General features: G+C 39.0%; 17 protein-coding genes and 1 pseudogene. 14 read left to right on the top strand and 4 right to left on the bottom strand.

The genetic code is table 11. From position 1 onward, the window contains the following. Nucleotides 1–116 precede the first annotated feature (116 nt). Nucleotides 117–1,835, top strand: coding sequence for an ABC transporter ATP-binding protein (locus tag CZ490_RS16930; RefSeq protein WP_077620008.1), 1,719 nt, complete (start codon nucleotides 117–119; stop codon nucleotides 1,833–1,835). A 51-nt stretch (nucleotides 1,836–1,886) separates the two neighbouring features. On the opposite strand, the gene CZ490_RS16925 is transcribed toward CZ490_RS16930, so the two are convergent. Then, on the bottom strand, nucleotides 1,887–3,551 hold the full coding sequence (locus CZ490_RS16925; protein WP_234987255.1) for a glutamine--tRNA ligase/YqeY domain fusion protein: 1,665 nt from the start codon (nucleotides 3,549–3,551) through the stop codon (nucleotides 1,887–1,889). Between the two features lie 446 nt (nucleotides 3,552–3,997). On the opposite strand from CZ490_RS16925, the gene CZ490_RS16920 reads away from it, so the two are divergent. Both CZ490_RS16920 and CZ490_RS16915 read left to right on the top strand, forming a co-directional pair. After that, entirely contained in the window at nucleotides 3,998–4,741 is a 744-nt protein-coding gene (locus CZ490_RS16920; RefSeq protein WP_077620006.1) for a threonine/serine exporter family protein, read from the top strand. A gap of 15 nt (nucleotides 4,742–4,756) precedes the next feature. Beyond that, on the top strand, nucleotides 4,757–5,188 hold the full coding sequence (locus CZ490_RS16915) for a threonine/serine exporter family protein (protein ID WP_077620005.1): 432 nt from the start codon (nucleotides 4,757–4,759) through the stop codon (nucleotides 5,186–5,188). Between the two features lie 375 nt (nucleotides 5,189–5,563). Here CZ490_RS16915 and CZ490_RS16910 read toward each other — a convergent pair whose 3' ends face one another. Next, the gene (locus CZ490_RS16910) at nucleotides 5,564–6,391 is read right to left on the bottom strand and encodes a GNAT family N-acetyltransferase (protein ID WP_077620004.1); all 828 of its coding nucleotides are present in this window, start codon (nucleotides 6,389–6,391) and stop codon (nucleotides 5,564–5,566) included. 151 nt (nucleotides 6,392–6,542) lie between these two features. Between CZ490_RS16910 and CZ490_RS16905 the strand changes: the two genes are divergently transcribed. The 4 genes from CZ490_RS16905 to CZ490_RS16890 all read left to right on the top strand — a co-directional run bounded on the left by CZ490_RS16905 (nucleotide 6,543) and on the right by CZ490_RS16890 (nucleotide 11,561). Continuing rightward, on the top strand, nucleotides 6,543–7,529 hold the full coding sequence (locus CZ490_RS16905) for a LacI family DNA-binding transcriptional regulator (protein ID WP_077620003.1): 987 nt from the start codon (nucleotides 6,543–6,545) through the stop codon (nucleotides 7,527–7,529). Between the two features lie 184 nt (nucleotides 7,530–7,713). Further along, nucleotides 7,714–9,111, top strand: coding sequence for a sucrose-specific PTS transporter subunit IIBC (locus CZ490_RS16900; RefSeq protein ID WP_077620002.1), 1,398 nt, complete (start codon nucleotides 7,714–7,716; stop codon nucleotides 9,109–9,111). A 31-nt stretch (nucleotides 9,112–9,142) separates the two neighbouring features. Next, a complete protein-coding gene (locus CZ490_RS16895; RefSeq protein WP_077620001.1) occupies nucleotides 9,143–10,606 on the top strand; it encodes a glycoside hydrolase family 32 protein in 1,464 nt (487 codons plus the stop codon). A gap of 4 nt (nucleotides 10,607–10,610) precedes the next feature. Beyond that, entirely contained in the window at nucleotides 10,611–11,561 is a 951-nt protein-coding gene (locus CZ490_RS16890; protein ID WP_077620000.1) for an aminoimidazole riboside kinase, read from the top strand. A gap of 34 nt (nucleotides 11,562–11,595) precedes the next feature. Here the strand turns inward: CZ490_RS16890 and CZ490_RS16885 are convergent, their stop codons facing one another. Continuing rightward, nucleotides 11,596–12,969: a dipeptidase gene (locus tag CZ490_RS16885; protein WP_077619999.1), complete on the bottom strand. Its 1,374-nt coding sequence runs from the start codon at nucleotides 12,967–12,969 to the stop codon at nucleotides 11,596–11,598. Nucleotides 12,970–13,174: 205 nt separating this feature from the next. On the opposite strand from CZ490_RS16885, the gene CZ490_RS16880 reads away from it, so the two are divergent. The 6 genes from CZ490_RS16880 to CZ490_RS16855 all read left to right on the top strand — a co-directional run bounded on the left by CZ490_RS16880 (nucleotide 13,175) and on the right by CZ490_RS16855 (nucleotide 20,247). Continuing rightward, nucleotides 13,175–14,023, top strand: a complete 849-nt coding sequence (locus tag CZ490_RS16880) for a MurR/RpiR family transcriptional regulator (protein ID WP_077619998.1) — start codon at nucleotides 13,175–13,177, stop codon at nucleotides 14,021–14,023. A gap of 149 nt (nucleotides 14,024–14,172) precedes the next feature. After that, a complete protein-coding gene (murQ, locus tag CZ490_RS16875; protein ID WP_077619997.1) occupies nucleotides 14,173–15,057 on the top strand; it encodes an N-acetylmuramic acid 6-phosphate etherase in 885 nt (294 codons plus the stop codon). Nucleotides 15,058–15,084: 27 nt separating this feature from the next. Further along, nucleotides 15,085–16,449: a PTS transporter subunit EIIC gene (locus CZ490_RS16870; RefSeq protein WP_077619996.1), complete on the top strand. Its 1,365-nt coding sequence runs from the start codon at nucleotides 15,085–15,087 to the stop codon at nucleotides 16,447–16,449. Nucleotides 16,450–16,563: 114 nt separating this feature from the next. Further along, nucleotides 16,564–17,637: a DUF871 domain-containing protein gene (locus tag CZ490_RS16865; protein ID WP_077619995.1), complete on the top strand. Its 1,074-nt coding sequence runs from the start codon at nucleotides 16,564–16,566 to the stop codon at nucleotides 17,635–17,637. 427 nt (nucleotides 17,638–18,064) lie between these two features. Next, the gene (locus CZ490_RS16860; protein ID WP_077619994.1) at nucleotides 18,065–19,252 is read left to right on the top strand and encodes a glycine C-acetyltransferase; all 1,188 of its coding nucleotides are present in this window, start codon (nucleotides 18,065–18,067) and stop codon (nucleotides 19,250–19,252) included. 35 nt (nucleotides 19,253–19,287) lie between these two features. Further along, on the top strand, nucleotides 19,288–20,247 hold the full coding sequence (locus tag CZ490_RS16855) for an L-threonine 3-dehydrogenase (RefSeq protein ID WP_077619993.1): 960 nt from the start codon (nucleotides 19,288–19,290) through the stop codon (nucleotides 20,245–20,247). A gap of 161 nt (nucleotides 20,248–20,408) precedes the next feature. Here the strand turns inward: CZ490_RS16855 and CZ490_RS22550 are convergent, their stop codons facing one another. Further along, nucleotides 20,409–20,555 carry a hypothetical protein gene (locus CZ490_RS22550; protein ID WP_200801599.1) on the bottom strand — a complete coding sequence of 49 codons (147 nt, stop codon included), beginning with the start codon at nucleotides 20,553–20,555 and terminating at the stop codon, nucleotides 20,409–20,411. 208 nt (nucleotides 20,556–20,763) lie between these two features. Between CZ490_RS22550 and CZ490_RS16845 the strand changes: the two are divergent. Beyond that, a pseudogene (locus CZ490_RS16845) lies at nucleotides 20,764–21,564 on the top strand (DUF817 domain-containing protein). Nucleotides 21,565–21,654: the final 90 nt, after the last annotated feature.

Raw genomic sequence — 21,654 nt, 5'->3', positions numbered from 1 at the left:
GTAAGTATTCAAATCGTACGTTGATCACTATTTCGAGTAACAAAATAGTTTGGCAAATTTAGGTGAAGAGGCTTATAATTCGAGTAGGCATAAGAGAATAGAAGGAGAGAGAAAGAATGATTCGGCGTTTTTTTACATATTATCAGCCGCACCGCAAACTGTTTATAATCGATTTCAGTTGTGCGGTTGTGGTTGCAATTCTAGAACTGGCCTTTCCGCTTGCGGTTCAATATTTAATCGATACCATGCTACCTACGAAAAACTGGTCGGCGATTATATGGATAAGTATTGGGCTATTGATTTTATATCTACTCAGTTCGGGACTTCAATTTATTGTAGGGTATTGGGGACATAAGCTTGGAATTAATATTGAAACGGACATGAGGCAGCAGTTATTTCAACACGTACAAAGGCAATCGTTTCGTTTTTTTGATAACACAAAAACAGGCCATATTATGAGTCGAATCACAAATGACTTGTTTGATATTGGTGAGTTAGCCCATCATGGTCCTGAGGATTTATTTATTGCAGTTATGACATTTGTTGGGGCATTTTGGATTATGCTTACGATTAATGTGAAGCTTGCGCTAATTGCCATTATTGTTGTACCGTTTTTGATTTGGCTCATAGCTTTTTCTAACGTTCGAATGAATCGCGCGTGGAAGTCCATGTATACGAATATTGCTGACGTTAATGCACGAGTCGAGGACAGTGTTGCTGGAGCACGAGTTGTTCAATCTTTTACAAATGAGGAATTTGAAATCTCTCGTTTCACTGTAGATAATCGCAAGTTTCGTCGCTCAAAACTTAGTGCATACAAAGTGATGGGCTCAACGTCTGCAGGTATTTATCTAATGACACGTCTATTTGTGTTAATCGTGTTAGTTGTTGGTGCGTGGCTAAGCTTTAATGGTCAACTATCTTACGGTGAACTAGTTGGTTTTGTGCTGTATGTAAATGTTTTGTTTAAGCCTATTGATAAAATTAGTGCCTTACTGGAGTTGTATCCAAAAGGCATGGCTGGTTTCAAGCGATTTACGGAGTTGCTCGATATGGAGCCGGAAGTTGTAGATGCAAAGGATGCGGTTTCCGTTTCTTCGCTTCGAGGTGATATTGTTTTTAATCAAGTAACCTTTGGTTATGATGAAAAGCAGGGACCAGTCCTAAAGAATATCGATCTCAAAATCCATGCTGGTGAGACAGTGGCGTTCGTTGGTCCATCAGGAGCCGGTAAGACTACGATATGTTCATTGATTCCGCGCTTTTATGATGTTGATAGCGGATTGATTTCAATTGACGGAATGGATATTCGGAAAATGACAAAGCAATCATTACGATCACAGATTGGAATCGTCCAACAGGATGTTTTCTTGTTCACTGGAACTCTTCGTGAAAATATTGCCTATGGAATGCTTGGAGCAACGGATGAGCAAATAGAGGAAGCCGCAAAACGTGCTCATTTAGAAGAGTTTATTGCAGGCCTTCCGGATGGATATGAAACCCAGGTTGGGGAAAGAGGACTTAAGCTCTCAGGCGGCCAAAAACAACGGATTGCAATTGCAAGGATGTTTTTGAAAAATCCACCAATCTTAATTTTAGATGAGGCAACATCTGCCCTAGATACGGAAACGGAGAAAATTATTCAAAAAGCCTTAACAGAGCTGTCCAAGAATCGTACAACACTTGTGATTGCCCATCGACTTGCAACGATTCGTAATGCGGATCGCATTGTTGTTGTCACTGAGGATGGAATTGCAGAACAAGGTGGTCATGATGAGTTACTTGAAAAAGGCGGCATCTTTGCTAATCTTCATCAGGTACAGTACCAATCATAAATAATAATGAAAAAAGACTCGTGCAATTTTCGCAGCACGAGTCTTTATTTTTTATAATTTAAACGAACTTTTTAAGGATACAATTCGGTTAAAGACGATTTGTTCTTCTGTAGTGTGTTTTGGATCCACATTAAAATAACCATGTCTAAAGAATTGGAACTTATCCTGAGGTTTCACATCTTTCATGTTCGGCTCAACAAATCCATTTAAAATCTCAAGAGAGTTTGGATTGACATAATCCAGGAACGTTTTATCCGCGTCTTCCGCATTCTCATCTGAATCTAGAATCAATGGCTCGTACAGACGAAATTCTGCAGGCACGGCTTGAGTAGCTTCAACCCAATGAATGGTTCCTTTTACCTTACGACCTGTAAAGCCGGTACCACTCTTTGTTTCAGGGTCATACGTACAACGAAGTTCAATTACTTTACCTTCCTCATCCTTAATAACCTCTTCACATTTAATAAAGTACGCATGCTTTAAACGCACCTCATTACCAGGGAACAGACGGAAGTATTTCTTCGGTGGGTCTTCCATGAAATCCTCTTGCTCAATATAAATTTCGCGTGAGAATGGAATTTGTCTGATGCCCATTTCCGGATTCTCTGGATTAATCTCCGCATCTAGCATCTCCACTTGTCCTTCTGGATAGTTAGTGATGACTACTTTAAGCGGATTAATGATACCCATTGTACGTGGTGCTTTTAGTTTTAAATCCTCACGAACAAAGTGCTCAAGCATTTGAGTATCGACTGTTCCGTTATTTTTTGCTACCCCTAGCTCACGGCAGAAGGTACGAATGGCTTCCGGTGTATATCCTTTTCGACGTAGCCCTGAAATTGTAGGCATGCGTGGGTCATCCCATCCATCTACATAGCCTTCTTCAACTAGTTGTTTTAGCTTACGCTTACTCATCACTGTATTTGTTAAATTAATACGGCCGAACTCGATTTGTTGTGGCTTACTTTCCATTTCACAATGTTCAACAACCCAATTGTAAAAAGGTCGTTGATCTTCAAACTCGATTGTACAAATAGAGTGAGTCACACCTTCAATGGCGTCTTCAATTGGATGTGCAAAAGCGTACAATGGATAGATGCACCATTGATCACCTGTATTATGATGTGATGTATGAGAAATTCGGTAAATAACAGGGTCACGTAAATTGATGTTAGGTGATTTCATATCAATTTTTGCACGTAACACTTTTTCACCGTTTCCATACTTTCCAGCACGCATATTTTCAAATAAATTGAGGTTTTCCTCAATTGTACGCTCACGGTATGGACTCTCTTTTCCAGGCTCTGTCAAGGTCCCACGATATTCACGGATTTCATCAGCACTTAAATCGTCCACATACGCTAGTCCCTTTTTAATCAATAAGACAGCTCGGTCATACATTTCTTCAAAGTAATTCGATGCAAAAAATAAACCGTCCCAGTCATAGCCGAGCCATTTTACATCTTCTTTAATGGAGTTTACAAACTCAATATCTTCCTTTAATGGATTCGTATCATCGAAACGAAGGTTTGTTTTACCCTTAAACTCATCGGCTAAGTCAAAATTTAGCACGATTGATTTAGCGTGTCCGATATGTAGGTACCCATTTGGTTCTGGAGGAAAGCGAGTCACGACATGGTCGCGCTTCCCAGTTTCTAAATCGTCGATTATGATATTCCTAATGAAATTTGAAACGTTATTATTATCCACGTCCATAACCTCTTTCGTTAGCCTTTACTAGCATTCAAAAAGTATCAGAAAGGCGTTTCTTTCGTTTCTTTTTGAACGGTACTATAATTGATGAATATATCATAAAACCAGAATAAATGCCATTAATCTCATGTTTACCAAAGATAATGTTGATTATGAGGGTATCTTTCATTTAAGCTTTACAATATGAAAATAACTTTATTCAAAAAAAGACAATTTCATCATTATTCTAAAGGATAAATGTATAAGGTATTGTTTTGATGACCTAAGACTACTGAATAAAGTTAAGCCCGGCGGATGCCACAGATTTTTAGAGGAGGCTTTTCGACATTAAGAACAAAGACTAAAAACGCCACATCCTGTGGCAACGTCTTTAAGACCCACTTCCTGTGGTCCTAAATCTGGGCGCAAATACGCCAAGGTGTACTTAATTAACATCGGAGCGGTGATAAATGGATAAGAAGAGTAGAATTGTTGAAGTTTGCTTATTGGCAGGCAAAATTATGCTTGAGAGCGGGGCCGAAACGTATCGAGTGGAGGATACGATGAACAGAATGGCCGCCGCCTTTGGGATTTCCACGTCTCATAGCTATGTAACGCCAACGGGGATTATTTTTTCAACGAGCGAGACAGAAAAAACCAATTTAGTACGTATTTCAACTCGAACAACGGATTTGGAGAAGGTCGTGCTTGTTAATAGCATTTCCCGCAAGATCAGCGGTGGCGAGCTGTCATTAGCGGAGGCTAGGAAACAACTTCGAGATCTGAGTCAAAAGGATCTATTATATCCGGTCTGGATTCAAATTTTAGCGTCTGCACTAGCTAGTGGATGTTTTACGATTATGTTTCTAGGGAGTTGGGTTGACTTCTTACCTGCGTGTGTCGCTGGAGGAGTAGGCTTTGCTTTTTTTGTGTATATTCATCATATTGTTCGCATTAAATTTTTCGCTGAATTTATCGCGTCTTTTGTAATCGGAATCGTCGCTTATATTTTTATCGTCACAGGGATTGGATTGGAGCTTGATAAAATCGTTATCGGTTCTGTTATGCCACTAGTACCGGGATTGTTAATAACAAATGCAGTACGTGATTTAATTGCAGGACACCTAATGTCAGGAATTGCAAAGGGTGCCGAAGCGTTTTTAACAGCCTTTGCGATTGGTACGGGAATCGCTGTTGTACTATCGATTTTCTAAAGAAAGGAGTTTAAAATGCTTTCCCATTTAATTACAAGCTTTGTTGCATCAAGTACATTTGGAATCATCTTCAATGTCCCGAAAAGGTCCCTTTTAAAATGTGGGCTTGTTGGAATGATTGGATGGATGGTATATATTTATCTGTTTTTAAATGGCGTTGATGCCGTATATGCGACACTAGCTGCTTCTTTTTTAGTCGCAATCATCAGTCATGTTTTAGCAAAGACGTACAAAAACCCTGTTATTATCTATAGTATTGTTGGAATTATTCCGTTGGTGCCAGGTGGGATAGCGTACGACGCAATGCGTAATTTTGTTGAGAATGACTATTCCACTGCCTTACCATTGGCAGCGAGAGCTTTTATGATCTCAGGCTCTATTGCATTCGGACTCGTACTTTCAGAGGTGCTCAACCAGTTAATAATTAGAAAAAAGCCGAAGCATTAGATTTGGACATACTCATGGTTTTACGGTGCGTTTTACTTAGTTATGATGCGAAGGTGGAAGAATGTTACAGTTTCAGTCGCTATTAAGGTTGCATTATCCTCCTATTGTAAGATGCGCTTGTTTTTGAGTAGCGATTACAGATAAAAGCACGGGGTAACCGAATATACGAATGGTTTTACCGTGCTATTCCGTAGAAAAGATGCGCAAGTAGTAGAAAATGGAATTTTTAGCTACTTTTGATGCGGTTTTCCCCAGAAGATGGCAGTTGCGCGTGAGGTGTTTTAGCTGTCATCGACAAAAGCATGCGCAAACGGAAGATACGCATGGTTTTTAACACCCAACCTTAAAAAACCATGCGCAAATCGAATGTACCTCTTACTTAATCACGAATTGTTTAAACGGTAGGTAATAAACAGGATAATTCTCGAGTTGTTTGAAGCCAAGTTTATTCGCGATCACGATGGAATCCTTGCGAAAAGATTCTGTTGTCCAATGAGGAGTGCCACCTCGTCGCAAGCATTCCTTGATAAAGGCTATCGCCATTGCCGTAGCCAGGCCTTTGCCGCGGTGGCTTTTATCATATGTATTAATTCCAATCTCGTATTCGTTCCCTGAGACAAACACAGATAGACATGTCCCGATAACAGTGGAGCCTTGCATAACAGCATATCCAATTCCTTTTTGAAAAAATAAATCAAGGTCCCAAAACTTCGTAATCTCCTGTTTAATCACTTGCTGTGAATCGAGTTCTACGAGAGTTTGATCAACTTTTTTAATTTCGTAACCCGACGATACCTCGTAATCATCAAAGGCAAACCGATCCTTCTGAAAAACAAACGGAACTCGTTCTCCTTTCAGAAGTGCAACTCGTGTAAAAATAGACTCTATCGGTGCATCCCATTCATGAGTTGGATAAACCTCCAGATTTAACGTGTCCTCATCGAAAAGTGCTTCCAATCTTATCACTGAGGCAATATATTCCTCTAGTTCGAGGTTAAACTCTCGATTATCAACTCTTCCACATAAGTAAAACATTTCATTTTTCGCCCAAATGAGTGCAGTTTGGGGGTAATCACGAAGGTCCACGTAAATCTCCCCTAAATTATTACCCTCGATGACACCGTTAATCACAGGATGGTTTGCTAAATCATTCAGGAGTGGTTTTATACTAGTGTATTCAACTTGCTCAAGCTTACATATCATGTTCCCCGCAACCTTTACCAGTTTTTTGAATTTATTATAATGGATTTTGAACACTTAGCATACAAACACTTTTATTAAAGCATAAATTTCTTTAGACTTAGTAAGAATTGTGTAAAATAGAGAGGAAACGAAATGTAATGGAGGATATGTCATGGTGACAATGAAAGAAATTGCGAGGCTGGCTAACGTGTCTAGTGCAACTGTTTCACGCGTATTGAACAATTCAGGGTATGTGAGTGATGACGTTCGAAAACGCATCTTAAAAATAATTGACGAAACAGGCTATATTCCAAGTGAGCACGCTAAAGCATTACGGACAAAGCAGTCAAATGTCATTGGGGTCATCCTGCCAAAACTGAGCACAGAGACTGCGAGTCGATTAGTGAATGGAATCAGTGAGGAACTTGCAGAACATGGCTATCAAATCCTGTTAACCAATACTAATCTTGATCCAAAGAAAGAGATTGAATATCTTAAGCTGTTAAAAAGTAAACAAGTGGACGGTATTATTCTTCTTGCAACAAATAGGGGCGAGGAGTTACAAGACGAAATTAAAAAATTACGTATACCTTTCGTCGCAACCGGACAAGAACTGCAGGGTGTTCCTTCGGTAATTAATAATAATTTTCAAGCTGCGAAGGATATCACGCAATTATTAATCGATAAGGGCCATCAAAAAGTCGCTTTTATCGGTGTTGACGAGGCCGATTATGAGGTTGGCTATAAGCGCAAAGCAGGATACTTGGATGCATTAGAGGAAAATGCAATTGATGTTGTGGACCAATGGATTCAAAAAGGTGAGTTTTCCATCGAATCAGGATATCAAATGGCAAAAGAGGTCTTTGAACAGTCGTCAGAAAAACCGACTGCTATTGTGGCAGTCACAGATCGTTTGGCGATCGGAGCAATGGAATACCTAAAGGAACAAGGATTGCATATTCCAAATGATGTGGCTATTACAGGGATGGGTGCGTCTGACTTATCTAAGTATGTCGTGCCAACTTTAACTACTGTTGATTTACTAAGTGAATATACTGGAGCAGAAGCAGCTAAAACATTGTTGCAGATTTTACAGGAAGGCACTTCCTCTGAAAAAAAACAAATTGACTATAGACTAATAATTAGAGATAGTATATAATCAATCTCGTAATGAGTGTGTAATCGATTACACACCTCGTTACATTTTTTTAAAACAATATGTAATCGATTACCTACCTCCGTTATTATCATAAAATTATTAAATTGAAGTCGAAAAAGGCTATAAGATTTTAATGTATATGTAATCGATTCCATACAAACACTACATTTTAGAGGTGATTGTAATGTCAGAAAATCGTCGGATTGCTGAGGAAATTATTGAAGCAGTCGGTGGAAAAGAAAACATCGCATCTGCCGCACACTGTGCAACAAGATTACGCATTATGGTTCAAGATAAAGAAAAAATAAATCAAGAAAAAGTTGAAAACATCGAGAAGGTTAAAGGAGCATTCTTTAATTCAGGGCAATTTCAAGTCATTCTCGGTACTGGAACCGTCAACCGTATTTATGAAGAAGTTGAAAAGCTTGGAATTGAAACAACAACAAAAGGAGATCAAGCAACAGAGGCTGCGAAAAGCGGAAATGCTTTACAACGAGCTATTCGTGCCTTCGGTGATGTGTTTGTTCCAATCATTCCAGCGTTAGTCGCAACTGGTTTATTTATGGGTCTTCGAGGCTTAGTAATGCAGGAACAAATCCTTTCATGGTTTGGACTAACTCCGGCTGATATCTCTGAAAACTTCATATTGTTTACACAAATTTTAACAGATACAGCGTTTATTTTCTTACCAGCGCTAGTTGCATGGTCAACATTCCGTGTATTTGGTGGAAACCCAACAATTGGACTTATCCTTGGGTTAATGCTGGTAAGTCCATCACTTCCTAATGCCTGGGGTGTAGCTGGTGGTGAAGTTGACCCAATAATGTTCTTTGGGTTTATTCCAGTTGTTGGTTACCAAGGATCCGTAATACCAGCCTTTATTGCAGGTTTAGTTGGTGCAAAACTAGAAAAATGGATCCGCAAGCGTGTTCCAGAAGCGCTAGATTTAATTGTTACTCCATTTTTGACACTGTTAATTATGATTGCATTAGCGCTATTTGCAATTGGCCCAGTTTTCCATACAGTAGAAAATCTCATATTGGATGCTACTGTTGCAGTTCTTGAATGGCCGTTTGGTTTAGCTGGAATTATTATTGGATCGCTAAATCAGGTCATCGTTATTACAGGGGTTCACCATGTATTTAACTTATTAGAAATACAATTGCTTGAAAACTTTGGATTTAACCCGTACAACGCAATTGTAACGTGTTCAACAGCAGCACAAGCTGGTGCAGCATTAGCGGTTGGGTTAAAGACTAGATCAACAAAATTGAAGGCTTTAGCATTACCGTCAACATTATCTGCTTTGTTAGGTATTACAGAGCCTGCTATTTTTGGGGTTAACTTACGTTACGGAAAACCATTTCTTATGGGACTTATCGGTGGTGGAGTAGGTGGTTTCTTAGCTTCAATCTTCGGGCTTAAAGCTACAGGAATGGCGATCACCGTTATTCCAGGAACGTTACTCTATTTAAACGGACAAATCTTAATGTATATTTTAGTGAACGTGGTTGCATTAGCAGTTGCATTCGCACTTACTTGGATGTTCGGTTACTCAGATAAAATGCAGGAAGGCAAGTAATTACTTGCCTTCTTTACGTAAGGAGTCCATCATGAATCAGCATGAATTAATTGAAAAAGCAAGTCGTGAAGTTGCTCAAAATAAGAATACTGTTGAAAGTGACCCGTACCGTCTTCAGTTTCACATTATGCCACCCGTAGGACTTTTAAATGATCCCAATGGGTTTATTCAATTTGAAGGAGTGTACCATCTTTTTTACCAGTGGAATCCTTTTGAAACTAGCCATGGTTCCAAATTCTGGGGACATTATACCTCTACCGACCTTATAAACTGGGAGATGAAGCCCATTGCGCTTGCTCCAAGTGAATGGTTCGAAAAAAATGGGTGTTATTCAGGAAGTGCTGTGGAGCACGAAGGAAAAATGGTGTTATTTTATACAGGTAATGTAAAGGATGAGAATGACAACCGTGAAACATATCAATGTATGGCAATCTCCGATGACGGCATAACATTTGAGAAAAAAGGGCCGGTCATACATCTCCCCGAAGGGTATACGGCACATTTTCGTGACCCAAAGGTATGGAAAAAAGATGATACGTGGTATATGGTACTAGGTGCCCAGAGTGTAGATGAACAGGGAAAGGTTGTTCTTTATTCATCATCTGACCTCAAAACATGGAATTTTCACGGTGATATTACAGGGTCAGAAATGAACGGGCTAGGGTCGTTTGGTTATATGTGGGAGTGTCCTGATATGTTTGAGTTAGATGGGAAGGATGTTATGCTTGTTTCTCCTCAAGGACTTGAACCTGAGGGCGATTTGTATCAAAATCTATTCCAAGCGGGCTATTTCGTAGGTAAGCTAAGTTACGACACCCCGTTCTACAAACATGGCACTTTTACAGAATTAGACCGCGGTTTTGATTTCTACGCGCCACAAACGACTGTCGATGAAAAAGGAAGAAGATTGTTATTTGCATGGATGGGGATTACAGACGAGAATGAAAAATATCAGCCGACTATTAAAAAGGGCTGGATTCATGCGATGACATTACCACGAGTACTTTCATTAAAAGGTGAACAAGTTTACCAGCAGCCAGTGGAAGAATTACAACAAATGCGAAAAGACGAAGTATCTTACGATGATGTTCAAATAAGGACAATTGATGTAACTCTTAAAGGGATAGAAGGGACTTCACTTGAACTCCTTCTTGAAGAGATTCAGTGTGAGAATGGTTCTTTTGAAATCCGTTTTCGTGGGGATGCAAGATTTATATTTTCTGAAAAAGAACAAAAGATGAGTCTCTACCGCAAAAGCTTTAAGGATGGAAGTCTTGAGTCACGCCATTGTCAGATCGACGAAATAAACAAACTACAGATCTTTCTGGATACTTCGTCGGTTGAGATTTTTGTAAATGATGGAGCGGAAGTATTTACAGCACGCTACTACCCGGAAGTAGAGAATGAATCCATTACATTTTCTGCGGATACGATGGTACACTTCCAGTTGAAAAAATGGAATTTAGAGCATTCGAAACTAAACAAAGGAAAGTGAAGCAATGAAGCAGGGAGTTATATGTTTAGGTGAAGCATTGATTGACTTTATTCCGCTTGACCAAGACAATATGCAGTTTTTAAAGAGTCCTGGTGGAGCGCCAGCAAATGTGGCAGTGGGAGCAGCTAGACTGGGTCTGAAATCTTCGTTCGTCGGAAAAGTCGGAGATGATGTTCTTGGCAACTTTTTAAAACAAACACTGGAAAATTACAATGTCCAAACAGGGGCGATGTACCTCTCAAAGGAAGTCCGCACCGGGCTTGTATTTGTCACATTGGGCGAAGACGGAGAACGTGAATTTTCGTTCTATATTGAAAAGAGCGCAGATCGGTTCTTAACCCCAGAAGAGATACCGGAATCTCTGTTTGATGAGCATAATGTGTTTCACTTCGGTTCTATTTCATTAATAGAGGACCCAGTAGAATCAGCAACAAAAAAGGCCATCCAACTAGCCAAGGAAAAGGGCTTAATCGTATCGTATGATCCGAATCTACGAACAATGCTTTGGAAAAATTTAGACACAGCGAAACAAAAAATCACTTCGATGTTAAGTAAGGCGGATATTGTCAAGATATCTGAAGTCGAATTAGAGTTCATTACAGGTGAAACGGATATCGAACGTGGAGTTGAAAAGTTAGCACAGTTCAATATTCCGTTACTATTTATCACACTTGGTAAGGATGGAGTACATGCTTTCTACAATGGGGAGTCCACTTTTGTAGAAGCAAGAAAAGTGCAAAGTGTTGATACAACAGGGGCAGGAGATGCATTTGTATCTGGTCTGCTCTATCAGTTCAGCAAACGAGATAAAAGGATTACAGACTATACTCTTGACGAAATAAAGGAAATTGCAACTTTTGCTAGTGTATCTGGAGCGCTTGCGGTATCACAAAAAGGAGCAATGACCGCATTGCCAAGCATTAAACAAGTCCATGCGTTTTTAGGTACAGAATAAGGAGGATCCCCGAAACGGGAATCCTCCTTTTCACTTACAATGATTTCTCTAGTTCAAACCAGTATGTGCAAAGAGTTTCCAACCCTTTATCAAAGTTTTCAAGGTGGAAATGCTCATTTGGTGCATGGAAGTTCTCAGTTGGAAGTCCAAAGCCCATTAACACGATTGGCGCATGAAGAACTTCATCTAGCGTAGCGATGATTGGCAGGGATCCACCGCCTCGTGTAAATGATGTTGGTACCTTGTACACCTCTTCATAAGCACGACTCGCTGCTTGTATTGCCGGATGGTCAAATGGTGTTACATATGGCGCACCTTTGTCGAAAAGCTGCAAGCTGACTTCAACGCCCACTGGTTTATTTTTTTCAATATGTTGTTTCAGTTGTTCAACGATAACATCAGGGTCTTGATTTGGCACGAGACGACATGTGATTTTTGCATGTGCCTCAGAAGGAATAACCGTTTTGATGCCGTCACCCTGAAACCCACCATAAATTCCGTTGATATCAAGGGTTGGGCGGACCCATGTACGCTCGAGGTAGCTGTACCCTTTTTCCCCGTAAAGTGCTGGAACACCTAGCTCTTGACGTTGTTTTTCTTCATCGAAATTAAGTGCCTCATATGCTTGTTTTTCTTCGTCAGTTAATGGTAGTACATCATCATAGAAGCCTTCAACCGTTACTTTTCCATCTTCACTATGGAAGGAATTTAATAATTGAACAAGCGCATTAATTGGATTATGTACACCACCGCCATATAGCCCGGAGTGTAGATCACTAGTTGAGCCTTTTACGTCAATTTGAAGGCCAGCCAGTCCACGTACTCCATAACAAATCGTTGGTTTACCACGTTCGTTCATGCTTGTATCTGAAATAACAATTACATCAGCAGCAAGCAATTCTTTATTTTCCTCAACGAAAGCTGGAAGGTTCGGGCTTCCAATTTCTTCTTCACCTTCTATACAGAATTTGAAGTTTAGTGGCAATGTGCCTTCCGTTTTTAGAATGGTCTCTAATGCCTTAAGGTGCATGAACGTTTGTCCTTTGTCATCACTTGCTCCACGGGCGAAAATTTTATCATCACGGATTTCTGCCTCAAACGGAGGGCTGTCCCATAAATGAAGCGGGTCCACTGGTTGAACATCATAATGCCCATAAATCAATACCGTTGGTTTTCCTTCTGCATGAAGCCAATCAGCATAGACAACGGGGTGCCCCTTTGTCGGATGAATACTAACGTTTTCCATACCAATTCTTCGTAATGCCTCAGCAATCCATTCAGCATTACGCTTAACATCTTCTTTGTGTTCAGGTAGTGCACTAATGCTTGGGATTTTAAGTAAGTCAAAGAGTTCTTGCAGATGAGATTCTCTATTTTCGGCTAAGTAGCTCTGAATATTTTGATTCAAGGTAAGTTCCTCCTTATGTTGAATACAATAATTATTCTGGACTTGCTCTAAAAAATCCTCTAAATTTAAAGGGAAATCCATTCTTAATTGACAGTCCTATTCAAAATTAGAGTTTTTCGGCTATAATAAAAGAATAGATCATGAAATTTAATTTCACAAATTATATTTGTCTAAAATATTGTATTAAGTAGAGGTGTAATCAGAAATGAGTTCATTACTGTTAAGAATTGAGCAACATTTGAGCAGATTATCAGAAGCGGAAAGAAAAATAGGCGAATATATTTTGAAACAACCTGAAATGGTGCCTAATATGACAACGAAGGATTTGTCAAAGAATAGTGGAGTTGGTGAGTCGACTGTCATAAGGTTTTGTAAATCTATCGGAATTGGAAGTTTCAAATCCTTTAAACTTGAGCTTGTAAAAGATATTACGCTAACAGATATGAACTTGACTGATTTTAATATATTGCATAAAAAAGATGAACCGTATGACTTATTTCAAAAGGTAACTTATGTAAATAAGGCTGCTATTGAAGCAACACCAGCTTCGCTAGATCGAAAGGAATTTGAAAAGGCCGTGGACGTATTAGCTAATGCGAATAAACTGGTGTTTTATGGGGTAGGTGGTTCTGCGACTGCTGCCTTAGATGGGTATTATAAGTTCACAAAACTCGGCTATCAATGTGTCAACCAACATGATTTTCACTACTTGCTGTCAGCAATCCCGTATTTAAACTCTGAGTCTGTATTTATTGCTGTTAGTATGTCTGGGAAAACAAAGGATGTCTTGGAATTATCCAGGTTTGCAAAATCAAAAGGGGCAACAGTTATTGCAATTACGAATATAGATAAATCGCCTCTTTATAAAGAAGCGGATATTATTCTATGTACTCCTAAGGTAGAGCATGATTATAGAATTGGTAGCATACCTTCTAGGATGACACAGTTGACAATAATTGATGCATTATATTTAAGTGTTTTCCATTCAAAAGGAGAAAGTGTGATTAATCAATATCGAGAGGCAAGAGATGAAGTAGTCCGCTTACGTAGGTAAGAGGGCTCTTTCTTTATATGATCAAAGTTCATAATAAAAGTGACCACTTTATGAAATTTTACTTCGCACATATATACAACTATGTTGACTTTTAATTTCTCCGAGTTATAATATAATCAAGAAATAAAATTTCAAACGAGGGTGAGATAATGCTAGATAAATTAACTACAGAAATGAGAAACCCTAATAGCACGGATTTAGATAAAAAGTCCGTTAAAGAAATATTAATGTTGATGAATGAAGAGGATCAGAAGGTTCCATTAGCTATCAAGCAAGAAATTGATAAAATTGAAACCGTTGTCAACTTAACTATTGAAGCATTTAGAAATGGCGGCAGACTAATCTATGTTGGGGCAGGGACAAGTGGTCGTCTTGGTGTATTGGATGCCTCAGAATGTCCGCCAACTTTTGGGGTGGATGCAGGTTTAGTACGTGGTGTTATTGCGGGTGGGGAGAAAGCGATTACAACCGCAATTGAGGGTGCAGAGGATGATGATATTTTAGGAGGCGATGATTTAAAAGCTATATCGTTAACTGAAAAGGATGTAGTTGTTGGGATAGCAGCGAGTGGAAGAACTCCTTATGTCATAGGTGCTCTAAACTATGCGAAACAAGTCGGGGCTGCAACTGCAAGCGTAAGCAATAATAAACATTCAGTAATAGGTAAAATCGCAGATGTAGCAATTGAAGTAGTATCTGGTCCGGAAATTGTAACCGGTTCAACTAGGTTGAAGGCTGGAACGGCTCAAAAACTTGTATTGAATATGATTACAACTGCATCGATGATAGGGATTGGAAAAGTATATGAAAACTTAATGGTGGATGTCCAACCGACAAACAAAAAATTAGTAGAGCGCGCTAAGAAAATCATAATGGAAGCAACTGGTGTTGATTATGAAGCAGCTCAATCCTATTTCGAAGAAGCACATCAGCAAGTGAAGCCAGCAATTGTAATGATTTTATTAAATTGTTCATATGAAGAAGCTTTAGTCAGATTGGACGTATCAAAAGGCTTTATTAGATATACAAAATAGATACAAAAATAGTTAGGGGGAGATACAATGAAAAAGGAAGAGTTACTAGCAAGAGGTATATTAGATCATATTGGCGGTGGAGAAAATATCAGTTCCTTCACCCATTGTATGACTAGGGTTCGTCTTAATTTAAAGGATGATAGCAAGGCGAGTATTAAAGAATTAAAAGAGTTAAATGGTGTAATGGGAGTCATTGAAGATGACACACTACAAATTGTAGTGGGACCAGGTACTGTAAATAAAGTTTCTGACCACATTACTTCAATTACAGGTATTAGGATGGGCGAAACCATAGATGCTAATAATGATGATGTTGTTGGTTTGAAAAAGAGTGAACTTAAAAAGAAAAATAACACCCCAGTTAAAAACTTGTTAAGAAAAATTGGAAGCATTTTCATACCGCTTATTCCTGGACTGGTTGCATCTGGTATTATTAACGGGATTGCCGGTTTTGCTAAAAACGCAGGTGTCGATCCAACATTAACTTGGATGCAAATTTTAACGGTTCTTGGTGGAAGTATTTTCGGATATTTAGCAATCGTCGTTGGTTGGAATACAGCTAAAGAATTTGGCGGCACTCCTGTTCTAGGAGCTATCGCTGGTATCATTACCATGCACCCTGGTTTAGCAGAAATTGTTCTATTTGGACAAAACTTAACTCCAGGACGGGGTGGATTGTTTGGAGCGATGTTTGCAGCTTGGTTGATGGTATTTTTCGAGAAAAGGTACAGAAGGTTTGTTCCGAATTCAGTTGACATTATTATAACGCCATTATTAACAGTTTTAACAGTTGGTATTTTAACGATTGCTGCTGTTCAACCATTCGCAGGACTACTTTCAGATCTTATCACAAGCGGAATTCATGTAGTCTTAGATGTTGGAGGAGTGGTAGCTGGTGGATTATTGGCAGGTTTCTTCCTACCTCTAGTTATGCTAGGTCTTCACCACGGTTTAACACCAATTCATATGGAGCTAATTAACACTGTTGGATCAACTGCTTTACTTCCGATTCTAGCGATGGCCGGAGCAGGTCAGGTTGGTGCTTCCATTGCAATTTTAGTAAAGACAAAAAATAAGCGCATTAAAAACGTAATCAAAGGTGGTCTTCCTACAGGTTTCTTAGGTATCGGTGAACCGTTATTATATGGTGTTACCTTACCATTAGGTCGTCCATTCATTACAGCATGTTTAGGTGCTGCGGTCGGTGGAGCATTCCAAGCGGTTATGCATACAGCGGCAGGTGGTATTGGAGTATCGGGTATACCATTAATCCCATTAATTGTTGATAACAAATACTTTATTTACTTTTTGGGACTAGTAATCACATATTCTGCAGGATTCTTATTCACTTACTTCTTTGGATACAAGAAAGAAATGGATGATAACTTTTAAGAATTGGTAGTGTCATAGTTTTAATGAATCAATTAAGGGGGGAAGCATCATTTCTCCCCTTTTTAAATTCTGAGTAGATTTACACGATTAATGATGGTCGAAAGGAGATAACAAATGCTTGGAATATCAATGTATTTAAACGAAGAAATTACGGAACAAAGAGAGTTATACATTAAAAAAATGAGTGAAATTGGTTTTAAAAGTATTTTTACATCGCTTCATATTCCAGAGGACGATCCTAGTCTGTATACGGACCGTTTAAAAGTACTTGGTTCATTGGCAAGAAAATATAATATGGAATTGTTTGCCGATATTTCTCCTAAGTCACTGCAATATTTGGGGTACACATGGGAAAATGCAGAGTATTTACAAGATTGGGGTTTATCAGGTGTAAGGGTTGATTATGGAGTTTCTGAGGAAGTGATTGCAAATCTTTCAAAAAAAATGAAGATTGCTTTAAATGCAAGTACCCTTACAATTGAAGGTATTAGTAAATTAAAAGAATACGGGATCCAACTATCTTCTGTTGAAGCTTGGCATAATTTTTACCCACGTCCTGAAACGGGCTTGGATTTAGAGGAATTCAACTTAAGGAATCAATGGCTGAAAGCTGAAGGGATAAAGGTAATGGCTTTTATTCCAGGTGACGGCGAAAAAAGAGGGCCACTTTTCAAAGGGCTACCAACGATTGAGGACCATAGAGAATTATCGGCCTTTGCAGCATACCTGGATTTTCTGAAAAATCCATTTGTCGATAAAGTCCTAATTGGTGACCCGACAATAAGTGAATGGTCGGAGAAACAATTTGAAAGCCTCAAAGAAGGTGTGATTGAACTTAGAGCGAAAAGTGTAACAACAGATAAAAAAATCCTAGAGCGGATTAATTGTGTTCTGTCCAATAGGCAAGATGCTGCAAGGGATGTAATTAGAGCTGCGGAGTCTCGATTATATGGATTAATAGGGGATTTTCCAGTAAAGGCGGAAAACACTGTTGAACGTCCAACGGGATCCATTACCGTGGATAACAGTGATTATGGTAGATATCAAGGGGAAGTTCAAATTACAAAACGTAACTTACCAATAGATACAAAAGTAAATGTGATAGGAAAAGTAATTGATGAAGACTTGCCGCTATTAGCGAATATAAGTGGTGGTACTAAGTTTAGGTTGCATTGGGTTGAAGATTAAGTAGAGTAGGGTCAGTTTCCTGTTATGAGTCGAAATTTTAAATGGTTTGTTCTTGAAAAATAATCATCTAGTTTATATTTCTTCAAAATAATTAAAGCCAAATGCAGAGATCTATAGTCCCGGTTTGTGAGGGGCATGTTGTGGTCTCTGTTTTTTTTGTGTTTGAGTCAGAGGGTTAGTCAATCGTTTCAAACTCTTACTTCGGGCACATGTGCCGCAAATTATATTCTAATATATTTGAATCACAAATCCAAAACAAACAAATAATATAATAATAGTAAGAAAAAGTGTCCTCTGGGTATAAACATTTGAAGAATAATGTGATAAAGTATGTAGTGTAAATGTTGTTATAAAAGGATTTATAAAAACAATATTGTGTTTCTCAGAAAAACACTTGTGTTTTTTAAACATACAAAGGAGGATTCACATGTCGAAGGTGTTAGATTCATTTTTGCATGAAAATCTGGAGGAATTAAAGGAAAAAGGTCTCTATAATGTAATCGATCCTCTTCAAGGGGCAAACGGACCCATCATTACAATTAACGGGAAAGAGCTTATTAACCTTTCCTCTAACAACTATTTAGGATTAGCTACGGATGAGCGCCTAAAGGAAGTTGCACAAGAAGCTGTCGATAAGTATGGGGTTGGAGCAGGTGCAGTTCGTACAATCAACGGGACTCTTGACCTTCATATAAAGCTAGAAGAAACACTTGCGAAGTTCAAGCATACTGAAGCAGCCATTTCTTATCAATCTGGTTTTAACTGTAATATGGCAGCAATCTCTGCTGTTATGGATAAAAATGATGCGATCCTTTCTGATGAACTTAACCATGCATCAATCATCGATGGATGCCGTCTTTCAAAGGCGAAAATTATCCGTGTTAAGCATTCAGATATGGATGATTTACGTGCAAAGGCTAAAGAAGCAAAAGAATCAGGCTTATATAACAAAGTAATGGTTATCACTGATGGTGTATTTTCCATGGACGGTGATATTGCGAAACTACCTGAAATCGTACAAATTGCTGAAGAGTTCGATCTCATTACATATGTAGACGATGCTCACGGTTCGGGTGTATTAGGAAAAGGTGCTGGAACAGTTAAGCATTTCGGCCTTTCTGATAAAGTAGATTTCCAAATTGGTACACTTTCAAAAGCCATTGGGGTTGTTGGTGGATATGTAGCGGGTAAGAAGGCATTAATCGATTGGCTCAAGGTACGAAGCAGACCGTTCTTATTCTCGACTGCTGTGACACCAGCTGATGCGGTTGCTGCAACAAAAGCAATCGAGATTTTAATGGATAGTACGGAGCTACACGACAAATTATGGGATAACGCAAACTACTTCAAGGAGCAGTTAAAGGAAAAAGGCTTTGATATTGGCCAAAGTGAAACACCGATTACACCAGTTATTGTTGGTGATGAAGTAAAAACGCAGGAATTTAGTAAGAGATTAATTGAAGAAGGCGTCTATGCAAAATCGATTGTCTTCCCAACTGTCCCTAAAGGAACGGGTAGGGTTCGTAATATGCCAACTGCTGCACATACGAAGGAAATGCTAGATCAAGCGGTTGCAATCTATGTAAAAGTAGGCAAGGAAATGAACATTATCTAAAAGCTGATCAAATGATCATCTTGGGGGAATGCGTAATGGAAAAAATTATTGTTACAGGAGCCCTTGGCCAAATTGGGTCAGAGCTTGTTACAAAGCTCCGTCATGTGTATGGTGCTGGAAATGTTGTCGCTACAGATATTCGGAAAGTGGATTGCGATGTTGTTCACTCAGGTCCATTTGAACTCCTAGATGTAACAGACGGTAAAGCCATGTATGACATTACGAAAAAATACGACGCAGATACATTAATTCACTTGGCCGCATTGCTGTCTGCAACAGCTGAGGCAAAGCCGCTATTGGCATGGAACTTAAATATGGGCGGTCTCGTGAATGCATTAGAGGTTGCGCGTGAACTACGTTGCCAATTCTTTACGCCAAGCTCTATTGGTGCATTTGGTCCGTCAACACCAAAGGACGGAACACCACAGGACACCATTCAACGCCCGACCACGATGTATGGCGTGAATAAGGTTTCCGGTGAACTACTCTGTGATTATTACAACCATAAATTTGGTGTTGATACAAGAGGGTTACGTTTTCCAGGACTTATTTCGTATGTGACACCACCTGGTGGTGGTACGACGGATTATGCAGTGGAGATCTTCTATGAAGCAATTAAAAATAAAAGCTATACATCTTATATCGCAGAAGGAACGTATATGGATATGATGTATATGCCAGACGCGCTTCAAGCCATCATTGATTTGATGGAGGCAGATGAGTGCAAGTTGAAACACCGGAATGCTTTCAATGTAACAGCGATGAGCTTCGCGCCTGAGCAAATTGCGGCAGAAATCAAAAAGCATATTCCTGAATTTACGATGAAGTATAAGGTTGACCCAGTTCGCCAAGCTATCGCCGAGAGTTGGCCAAATTCAATCGATGCCACAGCTGCAAAGGAAGAATGGGGTTTTAAGGCACAGTACAATCTTGAAACAATGACAAAAGATATGCTTGATCAATTAAATATGAAACTTATAAAAAACGCAGGATGATTAATAGGGGTATGAATCTTTTTGGGAAAAGGATGAATGGCACGAAACAAAAACGAAGACTGGATTAACAGCAATTGTCGTTGAAAGTGAAGAACTATATCTGTCATTGTTCATGCCTGTAAAATAGTACTAAGAAAGAAAAAACCACTTTAAGTGGTTTTTTAATCGCGCAATGCTCCAGCTTCGCGGGAAGTGATGTCACCTTGTCCTTGGCTTACATCATTTTGAATTTCTTGTTTCACTTTTTGTGGATCAGTCCCCGCGACATTTGTCTGCGTTGTGTTCTTATTAGGTTGGTTTTTAGGCATAAGGATCCTCCTCCATATCAATTTTTACATTCTTATTATTTACAAAATGTCCCGTAAGATTCAGTTAAATAGTTTGCGAAAATAAGCATTTCTCTAATGAGAAATGCTTATTTGTTTCATATCAATATTATTTTATTACAAAACGATAAATTTTATATTAAAATCAATATGAAATGATCATTAAACCACAAAAAAGGAGACGCAAATGATTAAAGCAGTAAAACAGTTAATTCGGTTTGGTTGGGAGCGACCCTATCTTGTTTGTTTCCTGTTGTTATTTTTGCCTCCTTGGCCTTAACTCAAATAATCCCACTTCTTTCCTACCAAGGTATGATTGGCTGCTTATCATCTGTCTTCTGATGCAGTGGGCGATGGTGCGATCTGGACTTGAAACACGGGATGAATTGAAAGTCATAACATTGTTTCACTTAATTGGTCTGGCTTTAGAGATCTTCAAGACACATATGGGGTCCTGGTCATATCCAGAGGAAGGATTTTTCAAAGTGTTTGGAGTGCCTTTGTATAGTGGATTTATGTACGCGAGTGTAGCAAGTTATCTCTGTCAGGCGTGGAGGAGGCTTGATGTCGAGCTAGTTAAGTGCCACCATTTTTGATCGTGGTACCTCTTGCAGCTGCGATATATTTAAACTTTTTCACCCATCATTTTTGGATTGATGTACGCTGGTGGTTATCAGCTTTAGTTATTATTGTTTTTTGGAAATCATGGGTCACATACAAGGTAGGTGGTACTTGTTATCGAATGCCACTTGCGCTATCTTTTGTACTCATTGGATTTTTTATTTGGGTAGCTGAAAATATCGCAACTTTCTTTGGGGCATGGCAGTATCCAAATCAAACCCAAGCCCAAGCCTGGAGTCTGGTTCATCTAGGAAAAGTGAGTTCGTGGCTTCTGTTAGTAATTGTAAGCTTTCTGATCGTTGCGACGTTAAAACTAGTTAAAGGGAAGGACTTGGAAAGTATTGACACTAGCAATTTTTATAAGGGGTAGGTTGGATTAACACCTGAGAAGGTTAGGAAAATAAAATCTGATAATAATACAAAGAAAAGCTAGGGACCAGCATCCCTAGCTTTTCGCATA

This window comes from Litchfieldia sinesaloumensis (assembly GCF_900156865.1).
Lineage (GTDB): Bacteria > Bacillota > Bacilli > Bacillales > Bacillaceae_L > Ferdinandcohnia > Ferdinandcohnia sinesaloumensis.
The sequence above is the reverse complement of the archived record's forward strand: the minus strand, read 5'-3'. Positions and strand labels throughout refer to the sequence as shown.

Excerpts from the sequence above, each read along its gene's own strand:
- CZ490_RS16930 (WP_077620008.1), top strand. The coding sequence starts at position 117 with ATGATTCGGCGTTTTTTTACATATTATCAGCCGCACCGCAAACTGTTT.
- CZ490_RS16925 (WP_234987255.1), bottom strand. The coding sequence starts at position 3,551 with ATGGACGTGGATAATAATAACGTTTCAAATTTCATTAGGAATATCATA.
- CZ490_RS16920 (WP_077620006.1), top strand. The coding sequence starts at position 3,998 with ATGGATAAGAAGAGTAGAATTGTTGAAGTTTGCTTATTGGCAGGCAAA.
- CZ490_RS16915 (WP_077620005.1), top strand. The coding sequence starts at position 4,757 with ATGCTTTCCCATTTAATTACAAGCTTTGTTGCATCAAGTACATTTGGA.
- CZ490_RS16910 (WP_077620004.1), bottom strand. The coding sequence starts at position 6,391 with ATGATATGTAAGCTTGAGCAAGTTGAATACACTAGTATAAAACCACTC.
- CZ490_RS16905 (WP_077620003.1), top strand. The coding sequence starts at position 6,543 with ATGGTGACAATGAAAGAAATTGCGAGGCTGGCTAACGTGTCTAGTGCA.
- CZ490_RS16900 (WP_077620002.1), top strand. The coding sequence starts at position 7,714 with ATGTCAGAAAATCGTCGGATTGCTGAGGAAATTATTGAAGCAGTCGGT.
- CZ490_RS16895 (WP_077620001.1), top strand. The coding sequence starts at position 9,143 with ATGAATCAGCATGAATTAATTGAAAAAGCAAGTCGTGAAGTTGCTCAA.
- CZ490_RS16890 (WP_077620000.1), top strand. The coding sequence starts at position 10,611 with ATGAAGCAGGGAGTTATATGTTTAGGTGAAGCATTGATTGACTTTATT.
- CZ490_RS16880 (WP_077619998.1), top strand. The coding sequence starts at position 13,175 with ATGAGTTCATTACTGTTAAGAATTGAGCAACATTTGAGCAGATTATCA.
- murQ (WP_077619997.1), top strand. The coding sequence starts at position 14,173 with ATGCTAGATAAATTAACTACAGAAATGAGAAACCCTAATAGCACGGAT.
- CZ490_RS16870 (WP_077619996.1), top strand. The coding sequence starts at position 15,085 with ATGAAAAAGGAAGAGTTACTAGCAAGAGGTATATTAGATCATATTGGC.
- CZ490_RS16865 (WP_077619995.1), top strand. The coding sequence starts at position 16,564 with ATGCTTGGAATATCAATGTATTTAAACGAAGAAATTACGGAACAAAGA.
- CZ490_RS16860 (WP_077619994.1), top strand. The coding sequence starts at position 18,065 with ATGTCGAAGGTGTTAGATTCATTTTTGCATGAAAATCTGGAGGAATTA.
- CZ490_RS16855 (WP_077619993.1), top strand. The coding sequence starts at position 19,288 with ATGGAAAAAATTATTGTTACAGGAGCCCTTGGCCAAATTGGGTCAGAG.
- CZ490_RS22550 (WP_200801599.1), bottom strand. The coding sequence starts at position 20,555 with ATGCCTAAAAACCAACCTAATAAGAACACAACGCAGACAAATGTCGCG.